This is a genomic window from Pseudomonas mangiferae (assembly GCF_007109405.1).
GTDB lineage: Bacteria > Pseudomonadota > Gammaproteobacteria > Pseudomonadales > Pseudomonadaceae > Pseudomonas_T > Pseudomonas_T mangiferae.
Genome location: NZ_VJOY01000006.1, coordinates 141878 through 160529, shown reverse-complemented (window position 1 = coordinate 160529; position 18652 = coordinate 141878). Strand labels below are relative to the sequence as shown.

At 67.8% G+C, this 18652-nt stretch carries 17 protein-coding genes; 3 read left to right on the top strand and 14 right to left on the bottom strand.

What is annotated here, in order from left to right; genetic code table 11:
- Position 1: 1 nt before the first annotated feature.
- From kdsB to FM069_RS10140, 9 genes are all read right to left on the bottom strand, one after another.
- Positions 2-766 carry a 3-deoxy-manno-octulosonate cytidylyltransferase gene (kdsB, locus tag FM069_RS10180; protein WP_143488191.1) on the bottom strand — a complete coding sequence of 255 codons (765 nt, stop codon included), beginning with the start codon at positions 764-766 and terminating at the stop codon, positions 2-4.
- Positions 763-951: a Trm112 family protein gene (locus FM069_RS10175; protein WP_143488190.1), complete on the bottom strand. Its 189-nt coding sequence runs from the start codon at positions 949-951 to the stop codon at positions 763-765. The genes kdsB and FM069_RS10175 overlap by 4 nt, the downstream gene beginning before the upstream one ends.
- Positions 952-989: 38 nt before the next feature.
- Complete coding sequence (lpxK, locus tag FM069_RS10170) at positions 990-1994, bottom strand: tetraacyldisaccharide 4'-kinase (RefSeq protein ID WP_143488189.1); 1005 nt, start codon at positions 1992-1994, stop codon at positions 990-992.
- Positions 1995-1996: 2 nt separating this feature from the next.
- A complete protein-coding gene (locus FM069_RS10165) occupies positions 1997-2434 on the bottom strand; it encodes an ExbD/TolR family protein (protein ID WP_143488188.1) in 438 nt (145 codons plus the stop codon).
- Positions 2431-3111, bottom strand: coding sequence for a MotA/TolQ/ExbB proton channel family protein (locus tag FM069_RS10160; protein WP_178106710.1), 681 nt, complete (start codon positions 3109-3111; stop codon positions 2431-2433). Before FM069_RS10160 ends, FM069_RS10165 begins: the two co-directional genes overlap by 4 nt.
- Positions 3112-3183: 72 nt before the next feature.
- On the bottom strand, positions 3184-5403 hold the full coding sequence (locus FM069_RS10155; protein ID WP_143488186.1) for a DNA internalization-related competence protein ComEC/Rec2: 2220 nt from the start codon (positions 5401-5403) through the stop codon (positions 3184-3186).
- 141 nt (positions 5404-5544) lie between these two features.
- A complete protein-coding gene (locus FM069_RS10150; protein ID WP_143488185.1) occupies positions 5545-6789 on the bottom strand; it encodes a lipoprotein-releasing ABC transporter permease subunit in 1245 nt (414 codons plus the stop codon).
- On the bottom strand, positions 6789-7472 hold the full coding sequence (gene lolD / locus FM069_RS10145; RefSeq protein ID WP_143488184.1) for a lipoprotein-releasing ABC transporter ATP-binding protein LolD: 684 nt from the start codon (positions 7470-7472) through the stop codon (positions 6789-6791). Before lolD ends, FM069_RS10150 begins: the two co-directional genes overlap by 1 nt.
- Positions 7465-8718 carry a lipoprotein-releasing ABC transporter permease subunit gene (locus FM069_RS10140; RefSeq protein WP_143488183.1) on the bottom strand — a complete coding sequence of 418 codons (1254 nt, stop codon included), beginning with the start codon at positions 8716-8718 and terminating at the stop codon, positions 7465-7467. Before FM069_RS10140 ends, lolD begins: the two co-directional genes overlap by 8 nt.
- 94 nt (positions 8719-8812) lie before the next feature.
- Here FM069_RS10140 and FM069_RS10135 point away from each other — a divergent pair, with 94 nt between their 5' ends.
- Both FM069_RS10135 and FM069_RS10130 read left to right on the top strand, forming a co-directional pair.
- Positions 8813-9397 (top strand): PilZ domain-containing protein, encoded by a 585-nt coding sequence (locus FM069_RS10135; RefSeq protein ID WP_143488182.1) that lies wholly within the window; start codon positions 8813-8815, stop codon positions 9395-9397.
- A 111-nt stretch (positions 9398-9508) separates the two neighbouring features.
- Positions 9509-9799, top strand: coding sequence for a phosphodiesterase (locus FM069_RS10130; RefSeq protein ID WP_143488181.1), 291 nt, complete (start codon positions 9509-9511; stop codon positions 9797-9799).
- A 6-nt stretch (positions 9800-9805) separates the two neighbouring features.
- Here the strand turns inward: FM069_RS10130 and FM069_RS10125 are convergent, their stop codons facing one another.
- Positions 9806-12067 carry a hypothetical protein gene (locus FM069_RS10125; RefSeq protein ID WP_143488180.1) on the bottom strand — a complete coding sequence of 754 codons (2262 nt, stop codon included), beginning with the start codon at positions 12065-12067 and terminating at the stop codon, positions 9806-9808.
- 160 nt (positions 12068-12227) lie between these two features.
- On the opposite strand from FM069_RS10125, the gene FM069_RS10120 reads away from it, so the two are divergent.
- Positions 12228-12950, top strand: a complete 723-nt coding sequence (locus FM069_RS10120) for a glycerophosphodiester phosphodiesterase (RefSeq protein WP_143488179.1) — start codon at positions 12228-12230, stop codon at positions 12948-12950.
- Positions 12951-12986: 36 nt separating this feature from the next.
- Here FM069_RS10120 and sthA read toward each other — a convergent pair whose 3' ends face one another.
- From sthA to FM069_RS10100, 4 genes are all read right to left on the bottom strand, one after another.
- Complete coding sequence (gene sthA, locus FM069_RS10115; protein ID WP_143488178.1) at positions 12987-14381, bottom strand: Si-specific NAD(P)(+) transhydrogenase; 1395 nt, start codon at positions 14379-14381, stop codon at positions 12987-12989.
- Positions 14382-14541: 160 nt separating this feature from the next.
- A complete protein-coding gene (locus FM069_RS10110) occupies positions 14542-15564 on the bottom strand; it encodes an FAD:protein FMN transferase (protein ID WP_143488177.1) in 1023 nt (340 codons plus the stop codon).
- Positions 15565-15585: 21 nt separating this feature from the next.
- Complete coding sequence (locus tag FM069_RS10105) at positions 15586-16977, bottom strand: amino acid permease (protein ID WP_143488176.1); 1392 nt, start codon at positions 16975-16977, stop codon at positions 15586-15588.
- Positions 16978-17071: 94 nt separating this feature from the next.
- Positions 17072-18520, bottom strand: a complete 1449-nt coding sequence (locus tag FM069_RS10100) for a glyceraldehyde-3-phosphate dehydrogenase (protein WP_143488175.1) — start codon at positions 18518-18520, stop codon at positions 17072-17074.
- Positions 18521-18652: the final 132 nt, after the last annotated feature.

Genomic DNA, 18652 nt, shown 5'->3' with positions numbered 1-18652 from the left:
CTCAGCCCCCCAACAGCTGGCGGACCCGTTCCAGGTCTTCCGGCGTGTCGACTCCGGTGGGCGGCGCCTCCAGCGCATCGGCCACATGGATGCGCACGCCGTGCCAGAGGGCACGCAGTTGCTCGAGGGATTCGGTGCCCTCCAGCCAGCACGGGCCCCAGGCGACGAAATCGTGAAGGAAACCGGCCCGATAGGCATAGATGCCGATGTGCCGACGATACGGTATCCCGGCGGGCAACTGGTCGCGGTCGCGGGCAAAGGCATCCCGCGCCCAGGGTAATGGCGCACGGCTGAAGGTCAGGGCCAGCCCGTTCAGGTCATGGATGACCTTGACCACGTTGGGATTGAACAGCGCCGCGACGTCTTCCAGCGGCTCGGCCAACGTGGCGATGCCCGCCTCCGGGTGGGCCGCCAGGTTGGCCGCCACCTGGTCGATGATCGACGGCGGAATCATCGGCTCGTCCCCCTGCACGTTGACCACGATGGCGCGGTCGTCGAGGCCCAGTTGGGTGGCCACTTCGGCCAGGCGGTCGGTGCCGGAGGCGTGCTCGACCCGGGTCATCAGCGCCTCTGCGCCGAATGCCTGGCAGGCGTCTACGATGCGCGGGTCGTCGGTGGCGACCACCACGCGGCGGGCACCGCTGCGGCGCGCCTGCTCCCAGACGTGCTGCACCATGGGCTTGCCGGCGATGTCCTGCAGCGGCTTGCCGGGCAGGCGGCTGGAGGCATGGCGGGCCGGGATCACCACGGTGAAATCGATGCTCATCGTTTCTCCAGGCGCTCGTCGGTGGTCAGGCTGCGGGCTTCGCTTTCCAGCATCACCGGGATGCCATCGCGAATGGGAAACGCCAGGCCGGCGCCGCGGCTGATCAGTTCGGTCTTGTCCTCGCTGAGGATCAGCGGCCCTTTGGTCAGTGGGCAGGCGAGAATATCGAGCAGTTTCGGGTCCATCACGGAGTCCTCGGGCGTTGGAACGGTCGCCCGGGGCGTCAGAGGCGGCCGGGCAGCAAACGGGTCAGTTGCACATCCAGCCAGGCGACGAAGGCGGCGGAAGGCTCGGCATCCACCGCCAGGTACCACCAGTCGTGCCCGGCGAAGGCCCTGCACTTCACCGCGTCCTTCTCGGTCATCACCAGGGGCAGCGGCGGGCTGAAGGCCAGCGCGTCGACGCTGTAGCGAGCATGGTCGGCGAACGGGTGCGGAATCGGCCGCCAGTTTAGCGCTTCGAGGGTGGCGAAGAAACGCTGGGGATTGCCGATCCCGGCCACCGCATGGAAGGTCTGGCCGGACGGGAAGCGGGTCAGGGGCGCCCGTTCGCCGCTGCGCACGTTGACCAGGGCGGTCGGCCGCAGCCGGACCCCGTAGCCGCCGGCAGGATCGTCGGCGGCGCCGTTGTAGAGCACGGCGTCCACGCTTGCCAGCCGCTCGGCCGGCTCCCGCAACGGGCCGGCCGGCAGGCAGCGGCCGTTGCCGAGGCCGCGGGCGGCGTCGATCAGCACCAGTTCCAGGTCCCGCGCCAGGCGATAGTGCTGCAGGCCGTCGTCGCTGAGCACCAGGTCCAGGGTCTCGCTGTCCAGCAGGGCCTGCACGGCCCGGCTGCGGTCGGGGTCGATCACCAGTGGCACGCCGCTGCGGCGGACGATGAGCAGGGGCTCGTCGCCCGCCTCGTGGGCCGGCTGGTCCGATTCCACCCGCCAGGGTACGTGGGGCGGCTTGGCGCCATAGCCGCGGCTGACCACACCGACGCGCAGCCCTTTCGCCCGGCAGTGTTCGATCAGCCAGAGGATCAGCGGGGTCTTGCCGGTCCCGCCGACGGTGACGTTGCCCACCACCAGCACCGGCACCGGTGCCCGGTAGGCGCTGCGCCGGCCCTGGAGATAGGCCTGGCGCTTGCCCTCGACGACTCGCCGATAGAGAGCCTCCAGCGGGCGCAACGCCGCCAGGGCGGGATGCCCCCGGTACCAGGCGGCTAGCAACCGATCGGCGAGGGACACCGTCAGGGCTTGGCCGGTTGCGGTTCGACGGTGGTGATGCGCAGGTGGGCGAAGCCCAGCTTGCCGGCGGCGTCCATGGCGGTGATGACCGCCTGGTGCGGGGTCTTGCCGTCGGCGCTGATGGTCAGCGGCAGGCTATTGTCCCCGGAGGACTCCTTCTGCAGCGCCGCCATAAGGCTGTCCAGGTCGCTCTTCAGCAGGACCTGGCCGTTCAGCGCGTAGGTGCCGTCGGCGCTGATGGTCACTTCCAGCTGCTTCAGCTCGGTGTCCTGGGTCGGCGTGCCACTGGCGGCTTCCGGCAGGTCCACCTTGAGCTGGGTTTCCCGGGTGAAGGTGGTGGTGACGACGAAGAACAGCAGCAGGATGAACACCACGTCGATCAGTGACGCCAGGTTGATCTCGACGTGTTCCCGCATCCGCGAGCTTCGGCGGAACTTCACGCTTTCCGACCCTCTTTGCGGGCGTCCTTGCGGGTTTCCTTGGCTTCGACCCGGAACTCGCTCAGGTCGACGTCGCGGTCGCCCTGCACCACTTCCACCAACTTGATGGCTTCCTGTTCCATGCTCACCACCAGCTCGTCCACCCGGCGTACCAGGAAGCGATGGAAGAACAGCGCGGGAATCGCCACGATCAGGCCGGCGGCGGTGGTGATGAGTGCAGTAGAAATGCCACCGGCGAGGGAGCCGGCATTGGTCAACCCCGATCCGGTGAAGGAACTGAAGATCTGGATCATGCCGAACACGGTGCCCAGCAATCCCATCAGGGGTGTCATCGCGGCGATGGTACCGAGAGTGTTGAGGTAGCGCTCCAGCTCATGGATGACCCGGGCCGCGGCTTCCTCGATGCACTCCTTCATCACGTCCCGGCCATGCTTGGAATTGGCCAGGCCGGCGGCGAGGACTTCACCCAGGGGCGAGGACAGGCGCAGTTCCTTGAGCTTCTGGCTGTTGAGCTGCTTCTCCTTGATCCACAGCCAGACCTGGCCGAGCAGATGGGGAGGCGCGACCCGATTCGCCCGCAGCGTCCAGAGACGCTCGGCGATGATCCCCAGAGCCGCGATGGAACTCAGAATGATCGGCAGCATCATCCAGCCGCCCGCTTTGACCAGCTCCCACACAGTGGCGAATCCCCTTGAAAAAAGTGGCGCCACTCTAGCATAGGGAGGTGCCCCCGCCGACCGCCCCGGTTCTCATTTTTCCCGCCAGAAACGTGCGTGATCGCGCAGTTTCAGCGGCTCGTCGAACGCCCCCAGGCGAATCCGCACGGCGCCCGTCTCGGCGCTGTCGTACAGCAGCGCGCCGGCGGTGCGATAGCGCTGCACCACCTCCGGGTGGGGATGGCCAAAGGCATTGCCCCAGCCCCGGGAGATGAGCACGGCTCTCGGCCGGGTCGCCTGAACGAACGCGGCCGATGAAGAACTGCGGCTGCCGTGATGGGGCGCCAGCAGCCAGTCGACGGGTTCCTCATGCTCGGCCCGCCAGGCCGCCTCGGCGGCGCGGCCCATGTCGCCGGTGAGCAGCAGCCGCTCGCCGTTGGCCTCGACGCTCAGTACGCAGGAGCCTTCGTTGCCATTGCGCGCCGCGCTCCAACGCCAGGTGGCAAAGCGCACTCCATCCCATTCCCAGTCGGAGGCGACGCACGGCTTGGCTCCCAGTCGAGCCGGCAGGCCCGCGACGTCGCCGCTGATCACCCGCCCCGTGCCCAGGGCCTTCTTCACCGCCAGGGCGCCGCCGGCATGGTCGTTGTCGGCGTGGCTGAGCAGCATGAGGTCCAGTTGCGCGACACCCAGGGCACGCAACGAGGGCACCACCACCTTTTCGCCCAGGTCGAACTCGCCATGGCGGGCCGCGGCGTCGTAGAGCAGTACGTGGTCACGGGTGCGCACCAGCACCGACAACCCCTGCCCCACGTCCAGCATCCACACCTCGGCCCGCCCGGGGGCTGGTCGATCCAGCATCGGGAACAGGATCGGCAGCACCAGGAAGCTGCCCAGCAGGCGCACGGGCACGCCCGCGGGAAGCAGCAGCACCAGCGCGCCCAGGCCCGCCAGTACACCGCTCCAGAGCGGAAATGCCACCGGAATCCAGGCGGGCAACCAGGCGGCGATGCATTCCAGCACGGCGAACAGGGCCACCAGTGAACCGCCCGCGAGCCAGCACAGGCCATCTCCCAGGTAAGGAATGCCCAGCAGCAGCGTGCCGGCCAGGCTCAAGGGTACGCTCACCGCGCTCACCCAAGGCACCGCCAGCAGGTTCGCCAGTGGGCCGCTGAGGCTCAGGGGCAGGCCCAGCCCCGCCAGCAGCGGGAACAGCCCCAGCGCCAGCAGCCACTGCGCACGCCACCAGGTGCGCCAGGGATTCCAGGCTCCCAGGCGGCCAGCGAAGGTCCAGGCCAGCAACCCTACGGCGGCGAACGACAGCCAGAAGCCCGGCTGCAGGCTGGCCAGCGGCTCCGCCAGCAGCACGGCGCACATCGCCATCAGCAGGGGCGTCCAGACGCCCAGATGGCGGAAGCGCAGGCGCCAGACCAGCACCACGCCGACCATCATGCAGGCCCGCCGTACCGGTACGTCGAACCCCGCCAGCAGGCCATAGCCCAGGGCCCCGGCGAACGCCACGGCGCAGGCCCAGGGCAACCACGGCCAGCCCCGGGGCCAGAGCCCGCGACGGGCCAGCCAGGCCACCGCGGCATACAGCAGGCCGGCGAGCATGACGATGTGCTGGCCGGAGATCACCAGCAGGTGCACCGTGCCGGTGTCCTGCAGCAGGCGCCAGTCGCTGGCCTCCAGGCCCGAGCCATCCCCCAGCACCAGGGCGGCGATGGTCCCGGCCCGGCCTTGGGCCGGCGTCGCCAGCAGGGCCGTACGCAGTTGGTCGCGCCAGGCGGCGATACCGGTGGCCGCTTCGAGCCGCTCCCCCGTCTTCACGCTGCCGGTGGCCCCGATGCGCCGGGCCAGCAGCCAGGCCTCGTAATCGAATGCCTGGGGGTTCACCAGCCCGCGCGGCCGCTTGAGTTTCACCGCCAGGCGCCATCGCTCGCCGGCGCGCATGTCCGGCGCGCCCTGCCAGGACAGCCGCAGGCGGGCGGGCAAGACGCCGCGTCGGGAGTGGGCCTGCTCCAGCTGGAAACGCAGCGAACCGTCCTGGGGCTCGGGCAGCCCGACCACCCGCCCTTCCAGCCAGACGACCCGGCCATCGAGAGACCGGTCCAGCCGGTCGTCCACGGCCATCTGCGCGGAATGACAGGCCCAGGCGAACCCCAGCAGGGCAAAGCCCAGGGGGTGCAGGCGCGTCAGGAGCAACGGCAGTGCGAGCAGGGCGAGGGTCAGCAGCACCCAGCGGGGCGGCAGAAGCGGGAGGGCGCGCAGGAGCAGCAGCCCCAGGGCGAGCCCGAGTAGCGCGATACGCATCGGCGAAGAATTTCCTGGAATCCGTTCCGGGGAGGCGGCGCGTCCTGCGCCACCCGCCGCACAGCGTAGACGCCATCGGCGCCCCGCGCCCGCGATGGGCCCCGATCAGCCCCGGGCGGTCTCAACCGCCCGGACGGGTCGTCATTCGTAACGCAGCGATTCGGCGGGCTGAGTGCTGGCTGCGCGCCAGGCGGGATAGAGGGTGGCGAGGAAGCTCAGCAGCAGCGCCACGCCGCAGATCAGCAGCACGTCGCCGGCCTGCAGCTCGGACGGCAGGTAATTCACGAAGTAGACGTCGGAGGTGAGTATCTGCCGGTGGGTGATGCGCTCGATCCAGCCCACCAGGCTGCTGACGTTGAGGGCGGCGATGACGCCCAGCACGCCGCCGATCAGCGTTCCCACCGCACCGATCACCGACCCCTGCACCATGAACACCCCCATGATCTGCCCCGGGGTGGCGCCGAAGGTGCGCAGGATCGCGATGTCGGCGCGCTTGTCCGACACCACCATGATCAGCGTGGCGATGATGTTGAACGCCGCCACCGCGATGATCAGCATCAGCAGCAGGCCGATCATGGTCTTTTCCATCTTCATGGCGCTGAACAGGCTGCCCTGGGTCCGGGTCCAGTCTTCCGCATGGAAACCCGCCCCCAGTTCGCCGGCGATCTGCCCGGCCACCTTCGGCGACTGGTAGAGGTCCTTGAGGGCGATGCGCACGCCCTGCACCTGGCCCGGTTGCAGGCGCTGCAGGGCCGAGGCATCGGCGTAGTGGATCAGCCCCAGGGAACCGTCCAGCTCGGCGCCCACCTTGAAGATGCCCACCACGTTCAGGCGCTGCATGCGCGGGGTGATGCCGCCGGGGGCGGTGCTCGCCTCGGGGACGATCAGGGTCAGCTTGTCGCCGGTATTGAGGTGGAAGCGACGCGCGGTGATCTCGCCGATGACCACGCCGAACTCGCCGGGCCGCAGGGCCTCCAGGCTGCCCTGGACCATGTGCTGGCCGACGATGGACACCTTCGGCTCTTCCCGGGGGTCGATGCCGTGCACCTGGATCGGCTGCATGGTGCCTTTGTAGGAGAGCATGCCCTCCAGCTCGGCGAACGGCGCCGCGCCCACCACCTCCGGGTGTTTCAGGGCGACCGCGGCAGTCTGGCGCCAGTCGTCCAGGGGCTGGTCGGCCCACAGAGTGGCGTGGGGCACCATGCCGAGGACCCGCACGCTCATTTCCCGCTGGAAGCCGTTCATGACCGAGAGCACCACGATCATCGCCAGCACGCCCAGGGCGAGGCCGATCATCGAGGTGAGGGAAATGAAGGAAATGAAGTGGTTCCGCCGCTTGGCGCGGGTGTAGCGGGTACCGATGAAAATCGAGAGAGGTCTGAACATCACGCCGCTACCAACCGGCCTTCTTCCAGGCGCAGCACACGGTCCATCTGCTGCGCCAGTTGCAGGTCATGGGTCACCACCATGAATGCGGTGCGCGACGAGGCGCTCAGCTCCAGCATCAATTCCTGGATGCCATGGGCGGTGTGCTGATCGAGGTTGCCGGTGGGTTCGTCCAGCAGCACCAGGGCCGGGTTGTTCACCAGCGCCCGGGCGATCGCCACCCGCTGGCGCTCGCCACCGGACAGCTCCGCCGGCTTGTGCTCCAGCCGGTGCCCGAGGCCGACCCGCTGCAGCAGGGCGGTGGCCCGCTGGCGTGCCTCGGGGATCGGCGTGGTGCCGATCAGCAGCGGCATGCAGACGTTCTCCAGGGCGGTGAACTCGGGCAGCAGGTGGTGGAACTGGTAGACGAACCCCAGGGCGCGGTTGCGCAGCAGGCCGCGGGCCCGCTCGTTGAGGGCGGACAGCTCCTCGCCCGCCAGCCAGACGCTGCCGTGGCTGGGCGTGTCGAGCCCGCCCAGCAGGTTCAGCAGCGTGCTCTTGCCGGAGCCGGAACTGCCGACGATGGCGACGCGCTCGCCCGGGAACAGTTCGAGCGCCACGGCGGACAGCACTTCCACCGATTGCGGCCCCTCCTCATAGCGCTTGCCGAGGTCGCGGCAGCTCAGAACGGCCTTGTCATTCATAACGTAGTGCCTCCGCGGGCTGGGTGCGCGCGGCACGCCAGGCCGGGTAAAGGGTGGCGAGGAAACTCAGAAGCAGGGCGGCGCCGCATACCTGCAGCACGTCTTCGGCCATCACCTGGGACGGCAGGTAGTCGATGAAGTACACCTCGGCGTCGAGGAACTTGTGGCCGATCAGCGTCTCCAGCAGGCTGATCGCCCGGCTGACGTTGAGCGCCGCGAGGATGCCCAGCAGTGCCCCGATCAGGGTACCCACCACGCCGATGATGGTGCCCTGCACCATGAAGGTGGCCATGATCTGCCGCGGGGTGGCGCCCAGGGTGCGCAGGATGGCGATGTCGGCCTTCTTGTCGTTCACCACCATCACCAGGGTGGAAATGATGTTGAACGCCGCCACCGCGACGATCAGCAGCAGGAGCAGGCCGATCATGGCCTTCTCCATGCGGATCGCCTGGTAGAGGTTGCCGTGGGTACGGGTCCAGTCGCGGGCGTAGTAGTTACCGGTCTTGGCCAGTTCCCAGGCCACCCGCGGCGCCTCGAACAGGTCGGCCAGCTTCAACCGCAGCCCCTGGACCTGGCCCGGCTTCCAGCGCAGGAGGCGGGCGGCATCGTCCAGGTGAGTCAGGGCCATGTAGCCGTCGATCTCGCCGGCACCGACGTGGAAGATGCCCACCACGGTGAAGCGCTTCATCCGCGGGAACATGCCCGCCGGGGTCACCGAGACCTCCGGCGCGACGAAGGTAACCTTGTCGCCGAGGCCAACGCCCAGTTTCTCCGCCGCCCGGTTACCGATGACGATGCCGAAGCGCCCCGGTTGCAGCGCCTCCAGGGAACCTTGGGCACCCTCCTTGTGGAAGGCGTTGCCGAGGGTGGAGACCGTTGGCTCCAGGGCCGGGTCGATGGCGTCGATGAGGATCTTCTGGACCTTGCCGTTGTTGGTCAGCAACCCCTGCATCTGGGTGAAGGGGGCGATGGCCAGCACCTGGGGATGGCGGGCCATGGGTTCGGCGGCTTTCTTCCAGTCATCGATGGGCTGCTCGCCCTGGATGCTGGCCTGGGGCACGATGCCCAGGACGTTGGTGCGCATTTCGTGATCGAAGCCGTTCATCACGGAAAGCACAACGATCATCACCACCACGCCGAGGGCGAGGCCGATGACCGAGGTGAGGGAGATGAAGGAAACGAAATGGTTGCGGCGTTTGGCCCGCGTGTAGCGCGTGCCAAGGAATGCAGGCAAGGGTCTGAACATGTCGGGAGCTATGTGAAAAGGATAGGACGCCTTGTAGCGGCGCTCGACCGGCAGCGTCTACACTCGGACCAGTGACTGCTGCCTTGGGTTCGCCATGTCGACACGAGACGCGGATGACCGCCGCGAATACTATCGCATCGAGGATACGATCGCACTGGAAATCACCCCCTTGAGCGGCGCCGAGGCGCTGGGCAGCGAGGCGCTTCACGACGCCTCGCCGTTGTTCAACCTGCTGAGCGATCTGCACCTGCTGGACTTCGAATCCCAGCACCTGTTGCGCCACATCGGCGAACGCGACCGTACCCTGGCCAGCTACTTCAAGGTGATGAACAAGCGCATCGACCTGATCGGGCAGGCCATGGCCCAGAGCCTGCTGCGGGAGATCGGCCTGCCGCGGCAGGTGTCGCTGTCGGAGGGGGGCATCAGCTTCAATCACCCGCAGCCGCTGACAGTAGGCGCACACCTCGGCTTGAAGATGGTGCTGATGCCCCAAGCCCTGGGGTTGCTGCTGCGTGCCCGGGTGATCCACAGCCAGCCGAGCGACAACGGGCTGTACGAGATCGGCACCGAGTTCGAGTCCGTCACCGATGCCCAGCGCCAGCTGCTGGCCCGCCACATCATGCAGAAACAGGCCCTGGAACGGCGCATGGCCCGGGAGCGCATCGTCGGCGATGCCTGACGCCTGGTACGCCCGGCCGCAGAACTCTGCAGCACGTCACAGCATCTCCCGCCGGCGGCTGGCTATCCTGCCGGCCCGTCCACCGTTGAATGCCCTTCCTTCGGAGTCGCCATGCCCCGCCTGCTCCTGCTCGCTGCCCTCTGGGCCGCCCTCCCCGCCCATGCCGATACCCTGGCGATCCCCGTAGGCCAGCAAGGCAGTCCGAACGTGTCCGTGCCGGCGCGCGGCGAAAGCCAGAAGGCGGTGCTGTCGCGCTTCGGCCTGGCGGACGAGGAACATCCGCCCGTAGGCCGACCGCCCATCACCCGCTGGGATTACCGGACGTTCTCCGTGTATTTCGAGAGCGGGCGGGTGATCGACAGCGTGGTGCACCACCAGCCGGCCGCCCCCGCCAGCCGCTAGAGGATCTCAGCGGGGAATCAGGGCGACCCGGTCAATGACCAGGGTCGCCTGGCTCTCGACGCGGATCCACAGCCGGCCGGCCCGGGAACCGGTGGCTGGCAGCGCCAGGGCATAGCCGGCCGCGCTGCGGGGGAATCCGTCGAGCGCCGTGGGGGGCAGCAGGGTCTGGCGCGCTTCGCCCTCCCCCAGCCACGCCACTTCCACCTGCGACCCGCCAGGCGCTCCTTCCACCGCGAGCACCAGCAGCTGCGGCCGTTGTGGATCCAGCACCAGGGGCGGCGACAGCAGGGTCGCCGCGCCACCGCCCGGGGTCGCCTGCAAGGCCCCTCTTCCCGCCGTCACCCGTGTGCCGGCCTCGCCCTGCCAGCCATCCAGCGCATCGTTGAGGCGCAGGCCGAACGGCCACAACTTGGCCGAGCGAGGCAGGCCCTGGCGCTGGATGGCCAGGTCCTTGAACACCGTTTCCTGGGGCGTGTGCCGCCAGGAGGTGTAGGCGACGAACCCGGGTTGCCCCTGGAACAGCCCGTTGGAGCCGTTCCAGGCCATGGGCGAGAGAAACCGTACGCCGTTGTTGGCGATGCCCAGCAGCGCCCGGTAGGCGGTGTCCGCATCGACGACCTGCTGTGGGCGATCCAGGTCGGCCAGGTTGAATTCCGGAATGCCCCAGTCGGGGTCGAACGCCTGCAGGGTGGCGAACAGGGTGCCGCCGTTCTCCATGGGAATGGCATCCCGGGCACTGTCGCCGTAGAGAATTGCCCCCAGGTGCCCATGGGTGGGCTTGGCCCCCTCGATGCTGACCCCCGCGGTGTCGTAGGGCTTGGTCGGGCTGTCGATGAAGACCGGCATCGCGGTGTCGGCCTGCCGGGTCGGGTTGAAGCCCTGGGAGGAGAAGATTTTCGCCCGATCGATCCCGGTCTCCGCAACCCAGCGGGCCAGGTCCTCGTAGTGCAGCGCCACTAGGTGGCGACGGAACTGCTCCCAGAGGCCGAACCAGGGATCTTTCCAGAACTGCTCGGTGGGTAGCGGCGCAGCGACCTGGGTCCAGTCGGCGAACGGCCTGCCGGCCAGGGCGGATGCCTGTTCCAGGGTGATCGGCGCACGCCGGTAGGCGGCCAGGGGTCCGCCCTCGGCGTACGGGCCGCTGGCGCTCAGCCACTCGCGGAACTGCTGCACGGCGCCCGGGTTGTAGTCGAACCAAGCCTTCCGCGAGAAGAACGGGTTGAGGTAAACGTCGGGGTCGAGGTTGACACCGATGAACAGCTCGGGATGCGCCTGGGCGAAGCGCTGGATGATCCGCGCCGCCGCCTGCAGGTTGCGGCGTTTGTAGGCACGCACCGTGTCGGCATGGACGTTCAGGGTCAGGGAATTGGCCAGCTCCGGCGAGCTTTCCGAGCCGGGCAGGTTCTTCAGGTAGTCGTCCGGGAACACCTCGCCCTTCTCGCTCCACTGGCAGTTGGCCCGATCCTCTTCCAGGTGATCGTTCAGGTCCCAGGCCGGGGCCGTGGCCCGGGCATCGGCCCAGACGCCACCGTTGAGGGTGAAGAGGATGGGTACGCGGTGGGCGATGGCCAGGGCGATGACCGGGTTCAGGGCGTCTTCCGCGACCACCTTGTCGTCCTGGCGGGTGCTCACATCGAACGCCGGATCGAACGTCCAGTCCGCCGCTGCGCCCAGGGTGGTGCGCATGTAGAGGATCGGCACCCGCAGGCCGAAGCGCACGGTGGCACCGTCCAGGCCGGCATATTCCGCCTTGAAGTCCTCCAGCTGCGCATCGGTCAGGCCGCTGGTGCCCACCGCCAGGTAGAACGGGTCGTCCTTCCACTCAGGATGGCGCGCGGCCAGCTCCGCCCAGGGCGAAGGGGGCGTTCCCGTGTAGGCCAGGGTCGCCAGGGTGGTGCGATGCCCGTGTCGGTCGAGTGTCCGGACCTCCAGGGTGTCCTGGCCGGACAGGGTCTTTGTCAGGTCCGCGGAGAAACGGAAGCCGGCGTGCAGGCCATCCTTCAGGTCAGGGCGCGCCGCCGCCACGTCCGTCCGCTCCAGGCCGGTCTGGGCGACGTACAGGTCGCGCCCGTTGACCAGGATTTCCACCGCCTGCAGGCCATCCGTGTCCACCGCCCAGCCCACCAGCTCCACGCGGCCCTGGGTGAATTGCCCGGACGCCGGCGTATCGATGAAGCCGATGGCTGGGTGATCGGCCTCCGGCACGTCCGGGGAGCACCCCGGCAGCGCGGCGAGGCAGGCGATGCTGAACAGCAGAAAACGGTACATCCAGGGTCCTCGATGGCACCACGCGCCCTGTCAGGCCGGCGCGGGGAAAATCGCAGGAGTATGCCTTCGCCACGGCTTCGCCCACAATTGACCGGGCGGGCGCTACACGCCCGTCGCGTTTTTATGCAGACTGCGATCTTCTCACCCTCGAGGAATCGGCATGACCCTGATCTATGGCCATCGCGGCGCCAAAGGCGAAGTCCCGGAGAATACGCTCGCCAGCTTCCAGCGCTGCCTGGAACATGGGGTCCGTCGCTGCGAGCTGGACCTGCACCTGTCCCGCGACGGCGAGCTGATGGTGATCCACGACCCCACCCTGAAACGCACCACCGGCCGCCGTGGCAAGGTGGTGGAGCATGACGCCGTCAACCTGGTCACCTACGACGCCCGCCTCGGCGGTCCCGGCGCCTTGCAGCCCTGCCCGATCCCGCGGCTGGAGGAGCTGTTCGAGCGCTGCCCGTTCGAGCACTGGCAACTGGAGGTGAAGAGCGCTTCGCGGGTGCGCGCCGCCCGCACGGTGACCGCCATCGCCGCGCTGGTGGAGCGCCACGGCCTGGCCGACAAGGTCTGCGTCACGTCGAGTTCGCGGGAAGTGCTGCGGGCTTTGCAACGGGAGGCGCCGCACCTGCAGCGTGGCCTGGTGGCCGAGTACGCCTGGCTGGACCCGTTGAAGGTGGCCGACCACTACGGCTGCGGGTTGCTGGCGCTGAACTGGACGCTATGCACGCCCGAGCGCCTGGCCAAGGCCCAGAAGCAGGGGCTGCACGTGTCGGTGTGGACGGTGAACGAGCCGGCCCTGATGCGCCGGCTCGCCGATTTCGGTGTGGATAGCCTGATCACAGACTTTCCCGGTTTGGCCACCGCCACCCTCGGGAATCGCTGATGCCTCCGGCCGGCTCAGGCCACCGGCCGGAGCCGCTCAAAAAAGCCGGTTGAGGCCGTCGAACGCCGCCACCCGATAGGCTTCCGCCATGGTCGGGTAGTTGAAGGTGGTGTTGACGAAATACTTGAGGGTATTCGCCTCGCCCGGCTGGTTCATGATCGCCTGGCCGATGTGCACGATCTCCGAGGCCTGGTAGCCGAAGCAGTGCACGCCCAGCACCTGCAGCGTCTCGCGGTGGAAGAGGATCTTCAGCATGCCCACCGGCTCGCTGGAAATCTGCGCCCGGGCCATGCCCTTGAAGAACGCCTTGCCCACTTCGTAGGGCACCTTGGCCTGGGTCAGCTCCCGCTCGTTCTTGCCGATGGAGCTGATCTCCGGAATGGTGTAGATGCCAGTGGGCACGTCGTCGACGAAGCGCCAGCTGCCATTGTCGACGATGCTGCCGGCCGCCGAGCGGCCCTGGTCGTAGGCGGCGCTGGCCAGGCTCGGCCAGCCGATCACGTCGCCCGCCGCGTAGATGTTGGAAACCCCGGTGCAGTAGGTCTGATCCACGTCGATCTGCCCGCGGCTGTTGACCTTGATGCCGATGTTTTCCAGCCCCAGCCGGTCGGTGTTGCCGGTCCGGCCGTTGCACCAGAGCAAGGCGTCGGCCTTGATCTTCTTGCCGGACTTCAGGTGCAGGATCACCCCGTTGTCCAGGCCCTCGACCCGCTCGTACTCCTCGTTGTGGCGCACCAGCACGTTGTTGTTGCTGAAGTGGTAGCTCAGGGCCTGGGAGATTTCCGCGTCGAGGAAGCTGAGCAACTGGTCGCGGGTGTCGATCAGGTCCACTAGCACCCCGAGCCCGCTGAAGATGGAAGCGTATTCGCTACCAATCACTCCGGCGCCGTAGATGATCAGCCGGCGCGGCGTGTGGCTGAGGGTGAGGATGGTGTCGCTGTCGTAGACCCGCGGGTGGCTGAAGTCGATGTCCGCCGGCCGGTAGGGACGCGAGCCGGTGGCGATGATGATCTGCTTGGCCACCAGACGCTCCACCGCGCCGTTCAGGCAGACCACTTCGACGGTCTGCTCGTCGGCGAAGCTGCCGGTGCCGAAGAAGGTGTCGATGCGGTTGCGGGCGTAGTAGCCGGTGCGGGACGTGACCTGCTTGGCGATGACCTTCTCGGCGCTCTTGAGCACGTCGGGGAAGGAGAACCAGCGCGGTTCGCCGATCTGGCGGAAGATCGGGTTGGTGTTGAACTGCATGATCTGCCGCACCGAGTGGCGCAAGGCCTTCGACGGGATGGTGCCCAGGTGCGTGCAGTTGCCGCCGACCACGCGCCGGCTGTCCACCACCGCCACCTTGCGTCCGGCCTTGGCGGCGTTCATCGCCGCACCTTCGCCGGCCGGGCCCGAGCCCAGCACCACCACATCGTAGTTGTAGACCGCCATCTGTCTCTCCCCTTCGTTACGGCGCCGCCGCGGGCCTGGCCGCTCGGCGCCCTCGCTCTTCGCAGCTTAGCCTCGCGGCAAAGCGCTGCACATTAGCGCCTGGCGCCGGCGTAGGCGAGCGTCGCGTCCACTACATGGCCAAAAGCCGCCCCTGGTTCGCTCACGGTTCGGCCCTGGGCAAGGCCTCGAAAGCCGTGCTGGCCCGTTCCACGAACCCCTCGCCGCGATGGCTGACGAACAACGCGGCGATGCCCTGGCGCTCGGCGAAGGCCAGGCCCTGCTCCGGGCCCAGCACCATCAGCAGGGTAGACAGGCCATCGGCCTGCAGGGCGGAACGATCCACCACCGTCACCGAGGCCAGCCCGTGGGCGATGGGCGCCCCGCTGCGGGGGTCCAGGGTGTGGGAATAGCGCTGGCCATCGCGCTCGAAGTAGTGCCGGTAGTCACCGGAGGTGGAGACGCCGTAGCCCGCCAGCGCCAGCACCCGCTCGGCCTCGCGCCGGTCGCTGCGGGGCGCCTCGATGGCCACCCGCCAGGGACCGCCGTCCGGTCGCCGGCCGCTGGCCTTAAGCTCGCCGGTGATTTCCACCAGGTAGTCGTGGATGCCCAGGGCCTCGAAGCGGGCGGCCATCCGGTCTACCGCGTAGCCGGCGGCGATGGCATTGAAGTCCAACTGGGTCGCTGCATCCTTGCACAGCGTCTTGCCGTCGATGTGCAGGTGTGGGTAGCCGATCCGCTGGGCGACCGCCACGCGCTCTTCCTGGCTGGGCACCCGCTCGTCCCGGGACTGGGGCCCGAAGCCCCAGAGGTCCAGCAGCGGCCCCACCGTGAGGTCGAAGGCCCCGTCGCTGGCACGGGACAGCGCCTCGCCGACCCGCACCAGATGCAGCACAGGGCCGGGCATCTCCAGGCAGGCGCCAGCCGACGCAGCGTTGAAGCGCGAGACGGCGGAATCACCGCGGTAGGTGGAGAAATCGCGGTCGATTTCCGCCAGCAGGTCGTCCACCTGGTGCTGCACGGCGTCCCGGGAGGGCGCGCCTGCCACCGCCACATACTGGATCGAATAGCGGCTGCCCATGGTGGGGCCTTCCAGCCGCTCCAGGGCCGGCCCGCAGCCGGCCAGGAGCGACAGCCCCACGGCCAGGGCGCCGATGGCGAACGGGCGTCGGCGCCCCGCGGTCATCGACGCGCCCTGCCCGGCCCGTCAGGCCCGGCGTGCGCGGGCGCAGCGCACCCGGTAGCAGCCATAAATGAACAGCAGCCAGACCGGGATCGCATAGACCGACACGTTGATGCCGGGGATCAGCAGCATGGTGCCGAGAATGAACACCACGAAGGCCAGGCACAGGTAGTTGGTGAAGGGCGACCAGAACGCCTTGAAGCCCGGCTCGATGCCCTGGCTGACCAGGGCGCGACGGAATTTCAGGTGCGACAGGCTGATCATCGCCCAGTTGATCATCAGCGCCGCCACCACCAGGGCCATCAGCAGCTCCAGGGCTTCCCGGGGCGCCAGGTAGTTCACCACCACGCACAGCAGGGTGATCAGCGCGGACACGCCGATGGCCATCACCGGCACACCGCGGCGGTCCACCTTGGACATGACCTTGGGCGCATCGCCCTGCTCCGCCAGGCCGTAGAGCATCCGGCTGTTGCAGTAGACGCCGCTGTTGTAGACCGACAAGGCGGCGGTCAGCACCACGAAGTTCAGGACGTGGGCGGCGGTGTCGCTGCCGATCAGCGAGAAGATCTGCACGAACGGGCTGCCGCTGTACGGGTCGCCGGCGGCGCCCAGGGTTTCCAGCAGCTTGTCCCACGGGTAGAGCATCAGCAGCACGCTGAGGGCGCCGATGTAGAAGATCAGGATGCGATAGATCACCTGGTTGATGGCCTTGGGGATCACCTTGCGCGGCTCGGCCGCCTCGGCGGCGGTGATGCCCACCAGTTCCAGCCCGCCGAAGGAGAACATGATGATCGCCAGGACCATCACCAGGCCTTCCAAGCCATTGGGGAAGAAGCCGCCGTGGCTCCACAGGTTGCTCACCGCCGCCTGCTCGCCGCCGTTGCCGCTCACCAGCAGGTAGGCGCCCAGCAGGATCATGGCGATGATCGCCACTACTTTCACCAGGGCGAACCAGAACTCCGCCTCGCCGAAGACCTTCACGTTGCTGAGGTTGATCAGGTTGATCACCACGAAGAACGCCGCCGCTGTCGCCCAGGTGGGCACCTCGGGCAGCCAGAACTGCACGTACTTGCCCGCCGCGGTCAGCTCGGCCATGCCCACCAGCACGTATAGGACCCAGTAGTTCCAGCCGGACAGGAAGCCGGCGTAACCGCCCCAGTAGCGGTGGGCGAAGTGGCTGACGGAGCCGGCCACCGGCTCTTCCACGATCATCTCGCCCAACTGGCGCATGATCAGGAAGGCGATCAGGCCGGTGATGGCGTAGCCGAGGATCATCGACGGCCCGGCGGACTTGAGCACCCCGGCGGACCCGAGAAACAGCCCCGTACCGATGGCGCCCCCGAAAGCGATCAGCTGGATATGGCGATTTTTCAGGCCGCGCGTCAGCGGACCCGATTGCAAAGCGTGTCCATCCATTCGAGGGCTCCCCGGAAGAATGAGGTGGGACTGCGAGTGTCTCGTGGAATGAAAAACGGGAGCCGAAGCCCCCGTTTTCCCTGGTGCGCGCAGCTTAGCGCGGGAATGCCGGCGGGTTAACCCCAGCCATGTCTTCCATCACGCGCACGACCTGGCAGCTGTAGCCGAACTCGTTGTCGTACCACACGTACAGCACGGCGCGGTTGTCGTTGACGATGGTCGCCTCGGCGTCCACCACACCGGCGTGGCGCGAGCCGACGAAGTCGGTGGACACCACTTCCTGGGAGTTCACGTAGTCGATCTGCTTGTGCAGGTCGGAGTGCATGGCCATGTGGCGCAGGTAATCGTTGATTTCCTCGCGGCTGGTGGCCTTCTCCAGGTTCAGGTTGAGGATCGCCATGGAGACGTTGGGCGTCGGCACGCGGATGGCGTTGCCGGTCAGCTTGCCGGCCAGTTCCGGCAGGGCCTTGGCGGCGGCAGTGGCGGCGCCGGTCTCGGTGATCACCATGTTCAGCGCGGCACTGCGGCCACGGCGATCGCCCTTGTGGAAGTTGTCGATCAGGTTCTGGTCGTTGGTGTAGGAGTGGACGGTCTCGACGTGGCCGTTGACGATGCCGTACTTGTCGTTCACCGCCTTGAGCACCGGAACGATGGCGTTGGTGGTGCAGGACGCCGCGGAGATGATCTTGTCGTCGTCGGTGATCTCGCCATGGTTGATGCCATGGACGATGTTCTTCAACTTGCCCTTGCCGGGTGCGGTCAGCACCACGCGGTTCACACCCGGGCACTTCAGGTGCTGGGCCAGGCCGTCGGCGTCGCGCCACTTGCCGGTGTTGTCCACCAGCAGCGCGTGCTCGATGCCGTATTGGGTGTAGTCGACGCTGGCCGGGTCGTTGGAGTAGATGACCTGCACCAGGTTGCCGTTGATGGTGAGGGTATTGTTGGCCTCGTCCACCACGATGGTGCCGTCGAACGGACCGTGGACCGAGTCACGGCGCAGCAGGCTGGCGCGCTTCACCAGGTCATTGTCGGCGCCCTTGCGCACGACGATGGCGCGCAGGCGCAGGCCGTCGCCGCCACCGGTCTTCTCCACCAGGATGCGCGCCAGCAGGCGGCCGATGCGGCCGAAACCATAGAGCACCACGTCGGTGCCCTTGCGCTTGACGTCGCTCTGCTTGCCGGCCACGTCCGCCAGTTCTTCGCGGACGAACTGCTCGAGCCCGCGCCCTTCCCCTTCACGCTTGAACTTGGCCACCAGCTTGCCCAGGTCCACCGAGGCGGTGCCGAGCTTCAACTCGCTCATGGCCTTGAGGATCTGGAAGGAGTCGTGCACCGACAGCTCGGTGTCGTCGCCCATGCGGTGACGTGCGAAACGGTGTGCCTTGAGGATCGAGATGACCGACCGGTTGATCAGGCTGCGGCCGAAGATCGAGGTCACCACGTTGTTGTTGCGGTAGAGCTGACCGATCAGGGGAATCATCGCCTCGGCGAGGGCTTCACGATCGATCCATTCACCAAGACACTGGTCGGGCTTCTGGGTCACGGCAGTACCTTCCACATGTAGGGGCTGAAAAAAGGGGCTACATTATGACGGCGCACGCATTCGCCGGCAATCTGCAGCGGACGAGACACTGACAGCGGCGCACTCCGATCGTTACAATCGACGCGCTCGAAT